The 16,379-nt window shown below is 56.6% G+C and carries 14 protein-coding genes and 1 pseudogene; 7 read left to right on the top strand and 8 right to left on the bottom strand.

The features are described from left to right. Positions 1 to 26: 26 nt before the first annotated feature. Entirely contained in the window at positions 27 to 782 is a 756-nt protein-coding gene (locus tag CSQ86_RS00600) for an SDR family oxidoreductase (protein WP_100493232.1), read from the top strand. 50 nt (positions 783 to 832) lie between these two features. On the opposite strand, the gene CSQ86_RS00595 is transcribed toward CSQ86_RS00600, so the two are convergent. Beyond that, entirely contained in the window at positions 833 to 1,495 is a 663-nt protein-coding gene (locus CSQ86_RS00595; protein ID WP_133119256.1) for a hypothetical protein, read from the bottom strand. Between the two features lie 156 nt (positions 1,496 to 1,651). On the opposite strand from CSQ86_RS00595, the gene CSQ86_RS00590 reads away from it, so the two are divergent. Next, positions 1,652 to 2,149, top strand: coding sequence for a very short patch repair endonuclease (locus tag CSQ86_RS00590; RefSeq protein ID WP_100493230.1), 498 nt, complete (start codon positions 1,652 to 1,654; stop codon positions 2,147 to 2,149). 123 nt (positions 2,150 to 2,272) lie between these two features. On the opposite strand, the gene CSQ86_RS00585 is transcribed toward CSQ86_RS00590, so the two are convergent. Together CSQ86_RS00585 and CSQ86_RS00580 are read right to left on the bottom strand one after the other, a co-directional pair. Next, complete coding sequence (locus CSQ86_RS00585) at positions 2,273 to 2,605, bottom strand: putative heavy metal-binding protein (RefSeq protein ID WP_100493229.1); 333 nt, start codon at positions 2,603 to 2,605, stop codon at positions 2,273 to 2,275. A gap of 495 nt (positions 2,606 to 3,100) precedes the next feature. Continuing rightward, positions 3,101 to 3,367: a hypothetical protein gene (locus CSQ86_RS00580; protein WP_100493228.1), complete on the bottom strand. Its 267-nt coding sequence runs from the start codon at positions 3,365 to 3,367 to the stop codon at positions 3,101 to 3,103. Between the two features lie 155 nt (positions 3,368 to 3,522). Here CSQ86_RS00580 and CSQ86_RS00575 point away from each other — a divergent pair, with 155 nt between their 5' ends. The 4 genes and pseudogenes from CSQ86_RS00575 to CSQ86_RS00560 all read left to right on the top strand — a co-directional run bounded on the left by CSQ86_RS00575 (position 3,523) and on the right by CSQ86_RS00560 (position 8,332). After that, on the top strand, positions 3,523 to 3,948 hold the full coding sequence (locus CSQ86_RS00575; RefSeq protein WP_100493227.1) for a (deoxy)nucleoside triphosphate pyrophosphohydrolase: 426 nt from the start codon (positions 3,523 to 3,525) through the stop codon (positions 3,946 to 3,948). Between the two features lie 179 nt (positions 3,949 to 4,127). After that, a pseudogene (locus tag CSQ86_RS00570) lies at positions 4,128 to 7,252 on the top strand (DUF3427 domain-containing protein). 160 nt (positions 7,253 to 7,412) lie between these two features. Further along, positions 7,413 to 7,961: a nucleotidyltransferase domain-containing protein gene (locus CSQ86_RS00565; RefSeq protein WP_240542208.1), complete on the top strand. Its 549-nt coding sequence runs from the start codon at positions 7,413 to 7,415 to the stop codon at positions 7,959 to 7,961. Then, positions 7,958 to 8,332: a HepT-like ribonuclease domain-containing protein gene (locus CSQ86_RS00560; RefSeq protein WP_243387532.1), complete on the top strand. Its 375-nt coding sequence runs from the start codon at positions 7,958 to 7,960 to the stop codon at positions 8,330 to 8,332. The genes CSQ86_RS00565 and CSQ86_RS00560 overlap by 4 nt, the downstream gene beginning before the upstream one ends. Here the strand turns inward: CSQ86_RS00560 and msrA are convergent. The 3 genes from msrA to CSQ86_RS00545 form a co-directional block, all read right to left on the bottom strand. Beyond that, entirely contained in the window at positions 8,329 to 9,369 is a 1,041-nt protein-coding gene (gene msrA / locus CSQ86_RS00555; RefSeq protein ID WP_243387530.1) for a peptide-methionine (S)-S-oxide reductase MsrA, read from the bottom strand. The genes CSQ86_RS00560 and msrA overlap by 4 nt on opposite strands. 64 nt (positions 9,370 to 9,433) lie before the next feature. After that, entirely contained in the window at positions 9,434 to 12,121 is a 2,688-nt protein-coding gene (locus CSQ86_RS00550) for a bifunctional lysylphosphatidylglycerol flippase/synthetase MprF (RefSeq protein WP_100493225.1), read from the bottom strand. Next, complete coding sequence (locus CSQ86_RS00545; protein ID WP_100493224.1) at positions 12,118 to 13,608, bottom strand: alpha/beta hydrolase; 1,491 nt, start codon at positions 13,606 to 13,608, stop codon at positions 12,118 to 12,120. Before CSQ86_RS00545 ends, CSQ86_RS00550 begins: the two co-directional genes overlap by 4 nt. 431 nt (positions 13,609 to 14,039) lie before the next feature. Between CSQ86_RS00545 and CSQ86_RS00540 the strand changes: the two genes are divergently transcribed. Further along, complete coding sequence (locus CSQ86_RS00540; protein ID WP_240542204.1) at positions 14,040 to 14,348, top strand: hypothetical protein; 309 nt, start codon at positions 14,040 to 14,042, stop codon at positions 14,346 to 14,348. An 8-nt stretch (positions 14,349 to 14,356) separates the two neighbouring features. On the opposite strand, the gene yddG is transcribed toward CSQ86_RS00540, so the two are convergent. Further along, positions 14,357 to 15,277: an aromatic amino acid DMT transporter YddG gene (gene yddG, locus CSQ86_RS00535; RefSeq protein ID WP_243387526.1), complete on the bottom strand. Its 921-nt coding sequence runs from the start codon at positions 15,275 to 15,277 to the stop codon at positions 14,357 to 14,359. A 544-nt stretch (positions 15,278 to 15,821) separates the two neighbouring features. Beyond that, on the bottom strand, positions 15,822 to 16,337 hold the full coding sequence (locus CSQ86_RS00530) for an Hsp20/alpha crystallin family protein (protein ID WP_100493223.1): 516 nt from the start codon (positions 16,335 to 16,337) through the stop codon (positions 15,822 to 15,824). Between the last annotated feature and the right edge of the window lie 42 nt (positions 16,338 to 16,379).

Below are 16,379 nucleotides of genomic sequence, written 5' to 3'. Positions count from 1 at the left end.
CGGCAACGCGAAAGGACGGACGGATTATGGCAGCGCTTAGCGGCAAACGCGTACTCATCATTGGCGGGACTTCGGGATTTGGGCTGGAAATCGCGAAGAAGGCTCTCAGTGAAGGAGCCGACGTGACCGCAATCGGTCGCTCACCCGAGCATATCGAATCCACAAAGTCTGTATTGGAAGCAATCGTTGCGACGGCGAGCAATAACGCCAGCGTCAACGCACGCGCAGAAGTCGTCGCCCTAGATGCGACGGACCCGCAGCAGCTCACAAAATTCGTCGAAGCCATCGCGCCATTCGATCACGTCGTCTCCATGATGGGCGGCGCGATGGGCGGAGGATTCCTCGACAACACGGACGATGCCATCCGCGCAGCCGTGGACGGTAAGTACCTTACCGCGTTGCGCATTGCGCGCGTTGTACTACCACATATTTCAGCCGGTGGCTCACTGACGCTAACCGCCGGCGCCGGCGGCCGCCCATACAATGCTTCAGGCGCAGTACTGGGCAATCAGGCCCTTGAAACACTGGTGCAAGGCCTTGCCATCGAATCGGCACCTCGCGTACGAGTAAATGCAGTGGCGCCATGGTGGACGCCGACTGGGCTGTGGCGCAGCATGACGCCGGAGCAGCTCGAAGCACAAACCGAGCAGATGGCTGCAGCCAACCCGCTCAAGCGCCTCGGCACCATCGGCGAAGTGGCGGACACCTACCTCTTCCTGATGCGCAACGGATTCATGAACGCCGAAACCATCCACGTTGACGGCGGCGTCAGCGCGCTATAGCAATCAAAACATCGCAGCAATCACCGCGATTTTCTGGTCTTGAACGCCCCCTACATCGCGGACTGCGACGCGCTCGGTTCGTCCTCCACCAGCAAATACTCACCATTTTCCTTGTATTTGGGCCGCGGGTTCAACCGCTCCCCTGCCGCCTTGCCCTCCAAGCACACCCGATCGCCGGAAATCAGCAGCGTGATCTCCTCAGCCTTGCCGCGCTCCCCGACCTCACTGCCTGCGGGATAGGCGAGCACATCAATCCTGCGGTCCCATGCCACCGGGCGAAACAGCAGTGTTTTCACCGAAAAGGCAACATAAGTCGGCATCATACTGTCGTCATTGGGATTGCTGTGGTCATCGCCGCCAACAAGCTCATACCCCAGCTGATCGAACAGTACCGTCTCCACTCCGAGCAGATCATCCGGCATATGCCCGCGATGCCACAGCACAATCAGATTCGCCACTACGCGCGAAAGTACGAACGTCACGACAGCCACTATCGCCGCCTCGAATTTATGGTTTTCGAAGTCAGCGAAAAACGCATGCGTATACGGAATCACCCAAGAGACCGCGACCATAATCACCCAACAGGCAAAGAACAACAGCATCGACGCAATCCCGCTCGCCGGCCGCACGCGATTCCATGCGTCGCGCGCAGCACTTGCCCTGCCCTCAAACCAAGCTCCGTTGCCTGTGCTCGCACCTGTATCTGCACTCATAATCTAATTATGGTGGCTCATACTTTGGCAATCGCGCGGCGGCAGTAAATACTGCATGAATTCGCACCAAGGTTGACTATTCCACCGGCATTGTTGCTGTAGGCGGGACGGATCAGTATGGTGGGAAAGCCATCAAAGCGCGGGGAGGGAGATGCGATGAGTGCCGCCAACAGCAACCGTACGCGGAAACCTCGCAAATCTGCCAAACCTGAGAAGTATGCGCGCGGCACTCGGTCGTACACGATGTCGCATATTCGCGGCAAGGACACATCGATTGAAGTGCTAGTGCGCAGCTACTTGTTCCGTCGCGGCCTGCGATTCCGTAAGAACGACAAGCGCTACCCCGGTCACCCGGATGTGGTGCTGCCGAAATATCGCACAATGGTGTTCGTCAACGGCTGCTTCTGGCACATGCATGAGGGATGCACGAAGCATTCGATGCCGAAGTCGAACGTGGAATTCTGGACGGCAAAGCTACTGCGCAATCGTGCGCGCGACGCTGCCCAGCATGCCGAGTTGGCAGCGGCTGGATGGCGCGTGATTGTGGTGTGGGAGTGTGAGCTCGCGAAGTCCATGCGCGAGGAACGGCTGGGCAAACTGTATGAGCAGATTGTTGGCGGTGATAACACCGAGAGCAATCCGAACTTTTACTAGTACAGTAGTAAAACTCAGCGATACTGTGGGACTGTGTACTACCATGCTAGTACACAGTCCCACAGTTCTTGGCTGGGATTGATTGCCCGATACGCGCGATTATTTTGCCTGGCCCAGCGGATTTCAGCCCTTGCGCGCGAGCTGCACGGCAGTGCCGGAAGCAGTGACCATGAGCATGGAGCCGTCCGCACCGAGCACTTCGTAATCGATGTCGACGCCGACCACCGCATGCGCGCCCATCGCCTCGGCACGCTGCTGCATCTCGGCGATAGCTTCATTGCGCGCGTTCGTCAGTTCCTCTTCGTAGCCCTGGCTGCGGCCGCCGAACACGTTGCGCAAACTGGCGCCGATGTCCCGGAACATGTTCACGCCGGCGACCACTTCGCCGAACACAATGCCTTGATAGTTGGTGATGACGTAGCCGTCGACGGACGGCGTGGTGGTGACGAGAATCATGGTGGGCCTCCTTTGGCTTTTGTTCGCTGGTGCGAAGCGATCACACAGGCCAAATCGATGGCCCATTACTGCAATCCTATAGGCAAACGCGTTCAAACCGGCGAGCAGTCAGCCGAAAGGACCTGCATGTCGCAGGTAAGGTGGCGATTCACGAATTGGGAGCGTTTTTTCGCTGTCCGATTGTCCCGATTGTGCGATGCAACGTTTCAGCTCGCTACCGGGACAATGATTTGTGGCACGGAACCGCATTTCAGTGCATTTTGCAGTTCCGTGGCACAGTTCTCCGCGCGAACACGCGTAGCGAGCATCGCCCAATTTTAGAAATCCTTGGAATTCCGCCATTCTCCCAGTAAGGAATTTCGCGCTTCTCACCGCGCACACCAGAAAAATTGCCACGCAACTGCAAAATGCCTTGAAATGCAGTTCCGTGGCACAGAAATCTGCCACGATACCGCCAGAACGTACTTTTCGCTCTATCGGGACAAGAAAAGACCCTTACATATCCTCGGTCAAACCCGCATACTCATCCGCAGCTGCATCATCCCCTCGAAGTGCTGCCCGAAGTAGCGGAATCAAACCCTCAGGCACGAATGCAATGGACTTTACTTGCGGTGTATTCTCACGAAGCAGTTGTATAAGATCATCCCGCGAATTGATACTGGTTCCATCTTCTGTTTCCGCCTCCACCGCCTTGCACAACCAGCGAACATGCTCACCACCCGGCATAACTAATGTGATGCATGCTCCAATATGCATGTACATGATTCCCCCTTTTTACTAAATAGGCGTGCGCTGAAAGCCATATCTTTCATTGAGGCCAATCATGATCAGAACAACAGTTGCCAAATGCGTTCTATCGGTGAGATCCACGATCGATCTACAACGGATTCGAATGTCACCCGTTGTATCCTGGCTGCATGGATTCGGAACGCAAAATCATCAACGTTGTTGGGGCTGCAATCGTCAAAGATGGCACGGTGTTGTGCGCGCAACGTGGGACCGGCAAATCACTTGCGGGTTATTGGGAATTCCCCGGCGGCAAAATCGAACCCCATGAGACGCCACGGCAGGCGCTTCACCGCGAAATCGAAGAAGAATTACTGTGCGACATCGAAGTCGCCGACGAAGTATGCACGAGCGAATATGCCTACGACTTCGGCACTGTCCGACTCACCACATTCATCTGTCATCTGCACAACGGCTCTCCCCGTTTGACTGAACATACTGCAATTCGATGGCTTGCACCTTCTGCCATGCCTCAGTTGGATTGGGCTCCCGTTGATAGAGCAGCAGTCAGACTGATTGCAGCACGATCTTTTGCCACGAAGCAAACCAATGCATAAGTAGCCGACCAAACACTGCAAGTCCGACTCCAGTCACATTCAGTACATAGTTCAGAACATCCGAAAGCAGCACCATCATGACTGACGTAATGGCAACTAGCGCCCCGCAAAGCATGCAGGCCACCAACGCCGAGAACGACGATACCTCAGCCCTTGATATCAGCGCAGCCCCGCAGTCCATGCTCGAAGATGTCATCTCGGGTCTGATTCAGCCACAGCGCGACAATCTCGGCGAATATGCGCCGACGCTGATTGCCAACAGGCCGGGCCTCACCATGTACGACGCGCTCAATGAGGAAATCAGCGATAGTGACAGTTTTGACGTATCCGTGGCCTTCGTGTCTTCAGAAGCTATTCTGAGCCTGTTCGAGGCGTTCCGAACGCATCATCGGAATCAAAGCGCAGGAGCCCCGAGCCGTTTAATCACCTCCACCAAGAATCATTTCAACGATCCCAAAGCATTCTGGCAGCTGCTGCATTTGAAGCAAACCACCGGAGTCGACGTACGCATCTGGAACGAAAGCGATAGCGACGATCAATCCTCATCTGCGCAGGGCCAACCGTTCCACCCTAAAGGCTATGTGTTCGCCCGTCACATGAAAGACGGTCGTCCCTACTACAACCTGTACGTTGGCAGTTCGAATCTCACATCGTTCGCGCTAAGCCGTCAACGCGAGTGGAATCTTAAAGTCTCATCGCTGGCCGAAGGCAACCTCGTGGATCAGGTCCGCCAAGAACTCGACTCGCAGGTGGCAGATTCAACGCCACTTACCGAAGACTGGATTCGCCAGTACGAAGAGGATTTCAAACGGTATGCTCCGCCTCGCCAAGAAATCCTCAAATCACTCAACGGCAGAACAATCAAACCCAACAGCATGCAACAAGAGGCGCTGCGCAACCTCAAGAAACTGCGCGACCAAGGCGAACACCGCGCGATCATCATCTCTGCCACCGGCACCGGCAAGACCTATCTGTCCGCGTTCGATGTTCGTGAATACAAGCCCCAACGCATGCTGTACATTGCGCAACAGCAGCAGATTCTCACCAAGGCAATGGAATCGTACCAGCGCGTACTGGGATGCGATGAATCCGAACTTGGTCTCTACTCAGGCACTAGTAAGCAATCGGACCGCAAGTACGTGTTCGCCACCGTGCAGACCATGCGTCAGCCGGAAGTACTGAAGCAATTCGCTTCCAATGAGTTCGACTACATCCTTATCGACGAAGTGCATCACGCTGGCGCCGCGGGCTATCAAACCGTGATGGAGCATTTCAAGGATGCCGACTTCATGCTCGGCATGACCGCTACCCCAGAACGCACCGATGGCATCAACATTTTCGAGCTCTTCGGCCACAACATCGCCTACGAAATTCGTTTGCAAAAGGCACTAGACGAGAACATGCTGTGCCCGTTCCATTACTACGGCGTAGCTGAGTATCTTGGTTCTGACGACGACCCAGATCAGGCTGCACATCGTATTGATGTCGCATCCGGCGCTTCTGAATCAGATAACGCCCAACTCAAGTACGAGATATCCCAGCTCGCTACCGAGAAGCGCGTGCGATACATCATCGATAAATTGCAGGAATACGGGCAGTTCAATCTGCCGGTCACCGGTTTGGTATTCTGCAGTCGCCAGGAAGAAGCACATGAGCTTTCCCGACTGTTCAATCAACAGATGAATCAACAAGCCGAGCGGCCATATCGGACTGCAGCAGTCACCAGTAAAGATGCCAACGGGCGCGCAATTTCACAGGAGCAGCGCGAGGCATATATCAGGCAGCTATCAGATGGCAAGCTGGATTACCTATTTACCGTCGACATGTTCAACGAGGGTATTGATATCCCTGCGGTGAACCAAATTGTTATGTTGCGCAGCACGGAATCGAGCATTATCTTCACGCAACAGCTAGGCCGTGGCCTGCGCAAATTCCCGCATAAAGACAGTGTTGTAGTCATCGACTTCATCGGTAACTACAACAACAATTACTTGATTCCGGTGGCCTTGTATGGCAATACCGGCGACCGTGATCGCGCGCGCAAAAACTTGCAGCGTCAGTCGATTGGATTGTCTTCTATCAGTTTCGACCCTATTGCCAAGGAGCATGTGCTGAAGTCGCTTGATACTGCCGATTGGTCCGATATGAAGCGACTCTCTGAGCAGTATCGTCAAGTGCGGTATGAGCTCGGACGAATCCCCATGTTGGAAGACATTTATAGGCACGACTCCTCGCTACCGTTCACCATGGCTTCGAGAACAATTACCTTGACTTTGTTCGTTCTCGCGAGCGCAGCCTAAGCTCCAGCAAACATCCCGAATCCAATTTCATCGAGCAATTGGAGCCTGTATCTGAAGTAGAAGATGCGATTCTGAAGATGGCCACCGAGCTGCTACTGCCAGGATTGCGGCCTCATGAATTGGTGATCCTCGCTCAGCTGTGCGGTTTCGCACGGGAGAGTCTTGGAGCTGATGCCGCTGCGGATTGGAAGCCGGCAGAAGCTATCACACGCGAATCATTGATGGCAGCAATCCGCGAACAGTATCCGCAAGCCGATCTCTCTAGCACGCAGTTTGATTCCGCAATCAGCGTGCTTGATTACTCGTATTTCACCGAATCGAATCGCAAGCGCTTTGGTGGTCTGCCTTTGGTGGAAGCTATTGACAGTGAATCCGACAATCCAAGTTATCGATTGAGCGAGCAGTTCGTTGCTTTGCTCAAGGAGAATCGCACCTTCCGTATCTTCTTTACCGACACCTTACGTGTGGGCCTAATGAACTGCTCTGACATGTTCCAGGAGTCTGTAGAGAAGCAGCGCTCGTTTGATCGCGCGTTCCTGTATGAACATAAGTATTCCTTGGCTGATGTCATGCGTTTGTGCGGCTGGAAGAAGGAGAATACTCCACAAAATGTGGGCGGCTATCTGCTCGACGAGGAAAGCGGCACGATGCCGATTTTCGTGAAGTATGCGGCCAGCCAATATGAAGATGAATTCCTTAGCCCGCAGGAGATGAAGTACTACAGCAAGAATGGGCGCAGTCCGCAGTCGCGCGAATTCCGCTGGGCACGCGATGGCGAAGGTCCAGATTGGCAAGATACGCATTTCATTCCACTGTTCGTGATGCGCAAGGCCGAGTCCAAGGACACCAAGTATTACTACGTGGGTCGAGTGGCGGCTGTTGAGCATCCCACGCTTACCACGAAACCGGATGCTTCGGGAGAGAAATCGGTCAAGGTTACGCTGTCAACCTTGCGATTGGCGAGGCCGTTGGATCCAGAGCTGTACCGGCATTTGATTGGGTGAGCCATGCGCTGTTAGTTACGCCTCTCGCATGGATGCCCGCTATACACTTTATGCATCATTTTCTGCATCATCAGCTAGTTTTCTGCCTCATTTTGCGCGAAAATGAGGCAGAAAAGCTCTCCAAAGCGACCATATATAGCATATATGCTATATTGAGTGCATGAAGACAATTGCTGAATTGCGCGAGGAACGCATGCGTTCACATATCAGCCAGAGCGAAGCCGCGAAAGAAATGGGCACCACCCAATCAGCGCTTTCGCGCGCGGAGCGCGAAGGCAATCCGACGCAGGATTTCTTGCAACGCTATGAGCGCGCACTCGGTTCTCTACGCCCCAGCACATCTTCCACATCTAATCATGAAGATCGACCAGAAGGCGCATCATCTAGCAGCACTCTAGAAATCACTACGCTTAAACTCATCATGGCCAAGCTCGTTGAACGGTATGGTATTGAGGAAATGTATGTATTCGGATCCGTGGCAAGAGGAGAAGCACTACCCGATTCAGACGTGGACCTGCTATATCGATTTAAGCCCGACGTCTCATACACAGCACTAACATTGCAAAACCTTACCGACGATTTGGAATCGATGCTTGGGCGCAAGATATCGCTCATGTCCTATCCCGCGCTGCTTCGCAATGCACAGCGCAGTCGGGCCAGCAAACTCTTCCTTGACCACATCACTCCAGACCTGATCAAGGTAGCATGATGGTAAGCGAGCATAATCACTCAGACCAATCATTCCGCGACAAGATCATCCTTATCCGACTCGTAGAACACCTTGATCACGCCGTCGAGGATTTGCAACACGTCAATTCTGCAGATGAGCTGGAAGCCCATCGCATATTGTTTAATTCAGTCGCCATGGAGATGACTCAGGCGCAAGAGTGCGCACGAAAGCTATCTGAGGAGTGCCGCAACGCCATGCCAGATTTGCCATGGAATGATTTACGCGCATTGCGCAATATAATCGTTCACGATTATGACGAAGTAGACCCCGTGTCTCTATACAACACAGTTCACCAAGACGTTCCAGCGCTCAGCGCACAACTCCGACCATTCACGAAAATTTCTGATTAATCACCATCACCATCTACGGCGGGAATCCAAGCGGCGTAGCCTTGGGCCTCCATTTGCGAGCGCGGCACGAAACGCAAGGCCGCCGAGTTCATGCAGTAGCGCAGACCGCCGCGGTCGGCGGGACCGTCCTCAAACACATGGCCAAGATGAATCTGGGTTTCGGCAGTGCGCACTTCGATGCGGTCGCGGCCGGGGATGCGATGGTCCTCATGCTCGGTGAGCAGCGACCCCTTCAGCGGGCGAGAGAATGCCGGCCAGCCGCAGCCGGAATCGAACTTGTCGCGCGAAGAGAACAGCGGCTCGCCACTGACGATGTCCACGTAGATGCCGGGCTCGAATTCCTCGTCATACTCGTTGACGAATGGGCGCTCGGTTGCGGCCAGCTGCGTCACCGCGAACTGCTCCAACGTCAGATCCCAGATGCGCTCCACGTACTTCTGCCGGCGCTTCACGTTTGCGATCGCGGCAATCGGCACATGGCAGTAGCCGCCGGGATTATTGATCAGGTAATCCTGATGATGGGCCTCGGCAGGATAGAAGTTACGCAACGGCTCGACCAGCACGGCCGGGCGCTGCGGCTGACGATCCACCAGCTGCTCCAGCGCCGCTACATACACGGACTTCTGCGCATCATCCGTATAGAACATGCCCGTGCGATACTGCCGGCCGCGATCCTCGCCCTGCTGGTTCACGGAGAACGGATCAATCACCTCCAAGAACAGCAGCGACAACGTGCGCAGGCTCACCTGAGCCGGGTCGAACACCACTTTGACCGTCTCGGCAGCATCGGTTTCGCCCGAGCACACCTGCTCATAACTGGGTGATTCCACCGTGGACTGCGCGTAACCGACCGTGGTATCCACTACGCCATCGACGTTCTGGAAGTATCGTTCCAAGCCCCAGAAGCAGCCGCCGGCAAAGTAGGCGGTCTGCGTGTCAGGCTGTGCGGTGGCAGTCGAACCAGCGTCGACGCCGGCCACTGCGGCCGCACCTGCGGCCACGTCCACGTTATTCGAAGCATTCACGTTCTCACTCATATGCCTCACGGTACTCCTCTTCCAACAACCGCCGCTTGAATCGCCCATGGTTTGCCTACTGCCGCTATGCTCGCAGCGTCTTGAGCATGCCCGCCACCTCGGCCGGCGTAACGGACGGCACATAAGCGCGCATCACGGCAAGGCCAATCTGCGGCAAGGCTGCCGGATCCGGATAGCACACATAGACGGGCGCCTCAGCGGGCTGGAACTTGCGCTTGAAGTTGAACAGCGAATGGAATCCGTATGCCGGCTCCATCCAATCGGCCACAATCTGCAGCGCATGCTGCAGCATCTGAACGCCTTCAGTCTCGGGGCCGGCCTGCACATCAGCACCAGCATCGCCACCAACCGTAGCGCCCGCAACGCCCGCATTGTCCCGCTCCGGATTCATGCCCGCCAGCGGTGCGGCGGAGAGGCTCATGAACTCCACAGCCTGATCGGGATCAGCCTCGCCGGCATCGCGCAGGCGCTCGGCCATGCGAGCAATCAGGAACTCCATGATGCCGTTCGGACTGTCTGGACGATGCCGCATGAAGTCCAACGTCCAGCCGATGATCCGGCCATCGCGCCACGTAGGCAGCCAACTGGTGACAGCGAGCACGCGACCATCCACGTCCACAGCATACAGCAGCCGGACGCGCGGATCGCGCAATTCCTCGACGCCACCCAACGTGAACTTCATCTCCGGCAGCGCCTTGCCTTGCGCCCACTCCTCGGAAATGTCCTCGATCTGTTCGCGCACACCGAGGGGCGCATCAAGGAAGGTGGACTGCACATCAACAATCCCGCTGCGCTTGGCCTTATTGATGGCCGTGCGCACGTCCTGCCATTTCTTGCCGGTGGTCTTCCATCCGCGCGGATCGACCACCATCTCACTGCCGACCTCGACGGATTGCCAGCCGCCCGCCACCAGCCGATCGCGCTGCTCACGATGCACGCTGTAAAACACCGGCGAAAGCGACCGATCAAAACAGTACCGGGAGAACCCGGCAAGATCATCCATCCATTCGGCCGGGTCGCCAAAAGGCCCGGTGCAGGTCAGCGCAATGCCATTGAGCACACGATACGCCACCGCGGAACGGCCCGTGGGCGACATCCAATAGTCGTTGCCTTCCCACGTGGTCATAAAGCTCATCGATTCGCCGCCGGCCTCAACCAGCCGTCCCGCGCGAGCACGAGCGCGCTCATCTACGGCAGTTACATCGCCCAGCCAATGCAGCACCACGGCCAGGACCACAATCCAGAACACCAGACCCACACCCTGATAGACCAGCGAAGCGAACGGCGTGCGCGGCACAAACGAGAGCCGCATATGGCTCAGGAATCCAATCGGCAGGAAGCGCCCGGGCAGTTCAGCCATCAACGCCGATGCCGTGGCACGTGGCGAGAACTCCTCAGGACGCACCAATCCATACAGCAGATAGGCGCCCGCGCAAGCCAGCAGCGCAACAATCACCGCTCCAACGCCGCCGATGAGCCGACGCCACCCAACACGAATCGGGAAGTACCGGAGCGACACCAGAAGGGTGAACGCAAACAGCAACGATGGCAACGTGTTCGCCACGCACGCGGCAAGCGCTCCATGTTCAATCAGCACATCCCAACCATCATGCGTAATGCTCAGCGGCGTGATGAGATAGTAAGCCACCGCCACACCGGCGGTAAATATATTGATGGCGATGGTGAGCAAGGCGGCAAAACGACGCCCACGATACAGACCCCATGCCAGCAGCAAAGCGACAACCGTAGGCAGCAACGAGCGCAATACAGCACCCGGCATGGATGCGCGCAGCAAATCAAACTGCAGGAAACACCCGGTATGGGCAGCGCCGGCCAAGCAATGATCCAAGGTGCGCTCGTCCACTGACACCGGGCTCATCAGCAGTCCGATGGTGCTGAGTGGGCCGGCATGGTTATGGGACGTGATGGCCACGACCGGACCCAGCGCCAGCACTGCATCAATGGCTGCAAACATACGACGCGCCTCAAATGAGGTGCTGTGCAGCCAGTGCCAGCCTGTCTCCACGGGATCAGCAAGCTCAGCTGTGCTAAAACCGAACGCATGTGCGCGCGCCAGCCAGTATCCTGCCGCGTGGCCGATAAGCGCGGCGGCCAGAATGCAATAGTCACCGGGGTTGCCACTGTAGAGCAACGCCACAAGAATCGCCGCGTAGCCGATAAGCCGAATACGACGACGCCACAAGTGGCTGCATACGGCGCTGGCTGCCATCAACGCACCGATTGGCAACACCAAAGGACTCAACGTGAAGCTGATGCGATCGACGAAGCGAGCATCCTGGAACACCCAGCCGATCACCCAACACAGCCCAAGTCCCAGCACTGTGCCGGCCGCAGCACAAGCAATCGCCATCAGTACCGAGCGTCGAGCGCCCAGCCGCGCTTGTGCAATCGACAACATGACCAGCCACAACGCGGCGTCAATCGCCAGCTGCAGCACACCTCGCGCGAGAAACAGCGTGACAAGTAGTTTACTGAGATTGAATTCGGCCATGCTGGTAGCGAGCATATGCAAGGGGAAGGGCACCCCCGCGAGCGCAGCAATCAGCCATACCAGCAGATTCACCAGTACCAATGCTGCAGTGCACGCTACCGCAAACTGATGTTGGCGAACCCACTGGCGCGCATCGTTGGCGACATTACGCCAATCATTTGCCGCACTGGCGGTCTTGCCCGTCCTGCGTTGGCCTTCATGCCGAACGCGCGGTTCCTGCGTGCGCTGTTCTTCGCTCATTGTTGCGCCTCCTGCCGCTGCACATCCACTTGCGGGTAATCCTTTACCGCTTTCGTCATATCGCCGAGACCGGTACGTTGGCCAAACCAAGCGAGACCGGGCCGCCAGACAGCCTGCACGGCGTGCCAGTCGTGCCCAGTGCCGTGAATCATCACCGTGGTGACTTCCATGCCGGCTTTGTACGCGGCATCAGCGATGGTGTCCATGTTCTTGATCGCTTCGGTATCCTGCTCGCCGGCTCCCGCGAACAGCGCCTGGCTCGACGATCCAGTGGCCGCGATGGCGTTCACCGGCACCTGTGCGTCATACGCCGCACGATTGCCACCGAAATACGTGCGCACCATATTCTCGACGGACCCGCTGGTCGGCTTCAGCTCGCCATCCACCGGCAGCATGGCGCCATACAGTTCAGGATGGCGCGGTGCCAGCTGGGTGGTGCAGGTGCCACCTTGCGAGAAGCCGCCAATCGCCCACATAGCGGCATCTTTGGCGACCGGTAAGTGCTGCTTGGCCCAGTCGACCACATCCTGTGTCAGATAGGTCTCGGCTTTACCCTGCGTGGTGTCCGCGCACAGGCTGTTATGCGCGTCGGCACCGTTCTGATCCGGCACCACAACAACCGGAGCCAGACCATGATGAGATGCGGCATACGAATCCATCATCGCGGCGATGCCGCCGGCCGCCATCAGTCGCCCCGGACTGCCCGGCTGCCCAGCCAAAAGCTCCATACCCGGCAGCGAAGGCGTGCGCTTGGCCAGTGCGGCAGGTGGCAGGTATACCATGGTCCGTCGGGCTGCGAACTGCGATTTGGTATTGGGAATATCAACGGTCAGCACTTTGCCATGCGTTGGCACGTCAGCTGGCAGTGTTCCGGCTGCAGCGGCCTTGCGCCACTGCGCAACGGTCATTGTGGGCTTATGCAGCGTCACATCGTTGATTGACTCGTATGGCGAATAGCCCACGAGACTGCCCACGGTCTGGTATTCGCCATAAATGCCGTCCACGTGCAGTGCAGAGGACAGCAACGCCAGCGGAATCAACAAGGCAGCCAACACACGTTGTACGTGGTGCGTGCGCACAGTAGCAGCAATAGCGAATCCCATGCCGGCGAATCCGGCGGCAATGGTGAAAATCACTGCCCAGCCAAAAGAGACGCCAAACACCATAATCACATCGGAAATCAACCATGCGACTACCAAGCCGACGATTCCCGTGCCCACAGCCGCCACGACCGCCACTGGCAACGCGGGCATATGCGCAGATCCCTGAACCCCGCTGCCGGGCCAATTTTGACGGCTATCGCCGCTGGCACTGGCACTCGTCAAGGGAGCAACCGTGTCACGTCCATGAGGGCGCAACAAAGTCATGACCATCATCACCAGCAGGGCCACCGACACAATCGCGGTTAGTGTCCATATCGTCCACGGTAATGGACCTCGAACTAGAGAGATATCCATGAGCGTTCTCAGCACATGCGAATTAGTCATGCGACCCTCCCCTCGCATTCACGCAAACCGCGCGTAACAGTAACGCGCAATTCATGGAATATGGCCATATTTCATGGAATTTATCGGGAGTTCTCAAGGTTTCTTCAGGCTTTTGTTCAGAAGTGCATCAGGGGAATCTCGTTCATGAAGAACTGATTCCCTGATTCCCCAAACATCTATCTCGCTTGCGAGGGGTACATTCATAATCTTGCAAATATCTATCTGCTTTGCGAGGGGTACCTCGTCCGCAAAAGTGCAAGTATCTAGCGCGATATACCACCATTCATACTCGAACTTTTGCGGACGAGGTACCCCTCGCAAAGCAGATAGATGATCTCAGACGGCCGAAAGTACCCCTTGCAAGGCAGATACCACAAATTACACGCGCTACTACCTCTAATCACCCCATACTGGGGCATATGCTAAGCAGTATGACTAAGGCAACTCAAAATCAGCAGCGCAAGAAAGCAACTTGGTTGAAGGTTTCCGGGCCGAAGCAGGCACAACTGACCATTGCGGTCACGGCGGTTGCCGTAGTGCTTATTGCGCTGGGGATTGGCTTCTTTGTGAGCTGGGGATTGGCTGCGATTGCGGTGATCATTATGGTTCCGGGCGCGATTTCGCTGGCGATCATCGCCAAGCACCCGGAATCGACGGGCGGGCGCAGCATGCTCGGCATCTCCAACCCGGATACGCTGCTTGATCCGCTGCGCCGGCCTAGCGAGCGCCGTGGGAAATAACCGACCGTTTATTTGCGCGCGCTGACCAAGTAGTTCAGCACGGAACCGGCGGCAACGAGCAGCGCGCCCAACCAGAACGGCACGGACAAGGCCAGGCCGAGCAACGCGGCGCTGGCACCGGTGGAGAGCACCGGCGTGGCGTAGGATGCGATGGCCAAGCGTTCCATTGAACCGTGCAGAATGCCGTAACCCCAGCAGGCATAGCCGCCTGCAATCACCACTGCGGTAATCGCCACGAACAGCCACGACTTGAAGCTTGGCATCTGTGCCGGCATACCCTGACCGGACGCGAAGTGGATAATCCACAACGCCACGGCCACACACGGGAAGAACACGGATGTGCCATCCACGCCTTTGGACCATGCCGGAGTGAACACCGCATAAATCGACCATGCGAAAGCGCCCAGGAACGCCAGCACATACGGCAGTGGATTTTCTGCGATGTGCGCAGCTGCGGCGTGCCAGTCAAGCCCGGAATTGCCGCCGACCGCCAGCACTACACCGGCCGTCGCCACAATCGCACCCGGCAGTACCTTGAGTACTGCATGCTTGCGATGCGAGACGCCGGCCGCGAGCAGCACCATCATCGTGGGCCACAAATAGTTGACCAAACTCACCTCAACGGATGAGGTGTCGGTGGACGCCAAACCCAACGACAGCGAAATCGAGGATTCGTAGAATACGAACAGCAGGCCGCCGCCAATCAGGTATTTGCGCGGAAATTGCTTAAGTGGTGCAGGACGGCGGAAAATCAGCAGCAGAATGCCGCCGAACGTGTAAATCAACGCGGAGCCGAGCGTGGCGCCGAAGCCCTCGGAGACGATACGCACCGTGCCGGCCATGAAGCTCCACAGCACAATCGCCATCAGTCCTACGACGGTAGCACCCGAGGAGACCACATGACCGCCAGCCAGCTTATTCTCCGCCACGACAAACCCCTTCTATCCCCGTGTATTCCTCGGCCACTCTACCTTCTGGACACGTACAACACGTACAATTAGCGGCTCTGCGGAAAGGATGGTGCAACGAGTACGCGGGTCATCATTGGGTAGGCATCCTTGCCGTTCGTAAGTTCGCGTGGGCTCGCAATCACGCAAACATACGAACAAAAATGCCGGGCGAGGTATTGCCTCACTCGGCATTTTCTTGGCTATGTTTCCCGCCGCCCGTTAACTAGTCAGCGTAGAAAACGTAGAACGAGCAGCGCAGGGAACATCAGCTGCATAGGAACTCCGGTTCTTAACAACCCAGTCGATTGCCTCCTCGTTCGGAGGCTGGCTCGGCGGACAATGCCGCCGGGTCATATGCTTCACAGCTGAGCTTCAGAACGAAGTTCGATTGGACTGTCCGCTTAACGCGTCAGCCCTGCAAGAACGGACTTCGCTTCGCGAAGACTCAATCCAACCTTCGCTCGGCTACCGCCTCGCTCAGGCTGACGCTACGCACAGTCCACTGGACTGTCCGCTTAACGCGTCAGCCCTCAATCGCAATCTGGTGCTTGGACTCGACTTGCGGCTGAGCTTGCATCTTCGGAACTTGGATGCACAGCGTGCCGTTGTTGTAGCTGGCGTGAATGTCGGATTCCTTCACATCGTCGCCGACGTAGAAGCTACGAGAGCAAGAGCCCATGTAGCGTTCACGACGCAGCCAACGACCCTCATCGGAAGCGCAAGCGCACTTCTGATCGGAAGTATGAGCGTTCTCGCCGTTTGCGGACTCAGGAGCCTTATCCTCATGCTCGCTGCTGCGAGATGCGGACACGGTCAGATAGCCGTTGTTGAGTTCGAGCTTGATATCGTCCTTCTTGAAGCCAGGCATGTCGATGTCGACATCGTAGCCGTTGGCGGTCTCACGCACATCCGTGTTCATCATGTTCGCCGGCATGGCCGCAGCCACCTGGTTGTCCATGTTGCGCCAACCCTCAAAGAACGGATCGTCGAACAGATCAGAGAACATCGTGTCATTCATCAAAGCCGGAAACATTGCCATAATCGGTACTCCTCAACTAGGAGAGAACCTGTTTGGCTACCA

Origin of the sequence: Bifidobacterium felsineum (genome assembly GCF_002802915.1) — a bacterium.
GTDB lineage: Bacteria > Actinomycetota > Actinomycetes > Actinomycetales > Bifidobacteriaceae > Bifidobacterium > Bifidobacterium felsineum.
This window is presented reverse-complemented; position numbering and strand designations above follow the sequence as displayed.

Excerpts from the sequence above, each read along its gene's own strand:
- CSQ86_RS00600 (WP_100493232.1), top strand. The coding sequence starts at position 27 with ATGGCAGCGCTTAGCGGCAAACGCGTACTCATCATTGGCGGGACTTCG.
- CSQ86_RS00595 (WP_133119256.1), bottom strand. The coding sequence starts at position 1,495 with ATGAGTGCAGATACAGGTGCGAGCACAGGCAACGGAGCTTGGTTTGAG.
- CSQ86_RS00590 (WP_100493230.1), top strand. The coding sequence starts at position 1,652 with ATGAGTGCCGCCAACAGCAACCGTACGCGGAAACCTCGCAAATCTGCC.
- CSQ86_RS00585 (WP_100493229.1), bottom strand. The coding sequence starts at position 2,605 with ATGATTCTCGTCACCACCACGCCGTCCGTCGACGGCTACGTCATCACC.
- CSQ86_RS00580 (WP_100493228.1), bottom strand. The coding sequence starts at position 3,367 with ATGTACATGCATATTGGAGCATGCATCACATTAGTTATGCCGGGTGGT.
- CSQ86_RS00575 (WP_100493227.1), top strand. The coding sequence starts at position 3,523 with ATGGATTCGGAACGCAAAATCATCAACGTTGTTGGGGCTGCAATCGTC.
- CSQ86_RS00565 (WP_240542208.1), top strand. The coding sequence starts at position 7,413 with ATGAAGACAATTGCTGAATTGCGCGAGGAACGCATGCGTTCACATATC.
- CSQ86_RS00560 (WP_243387532.1), top strand. The coding sequence starts at position 7,958 with ATGATGGTAAGCGAGCATAATCACTCAGACCAATCATTCCGCGACAAG.
- msrA (WP_243387530.1), bottom strand. The coding sequence starts at position 9,369 with ATGAGTGAGAACGTGAATGCTTCGAATAACGTGGACGTGGCCGCAGGT.
- CSQ86_RS00550 (WP_100493225.1), bottom strand. The coding sequence starts at position 12,121 with ATGAGCGAAGAACAGCGCACGCAGGAACCGCGCGTTCGGCATGAAGGC.
- CSQ86_RS00545 (WP_100493224.1), bottom strand. The coding sequence starts at position 13,608 with ATGACTAATTCGCATGTGCTGAGAACGCTCATGGATATCTCTCTAGTT.
- CSQ86_RS00540 (WP_240542204.1), top strand. The coding sequence starts at position 14,040 with ATGACTAAGGCAACTCAAAATCAGCAGCGCAAGAAAGCAACTTGGTTG.
- CSQ86_RS00530 (WP_100493223.1), bottom strand. The coding sequence starts at position 16,337 with ATGGCAATGTTTCCGGCTTTGATGAATGACACGATGTTCTCTGATCTG.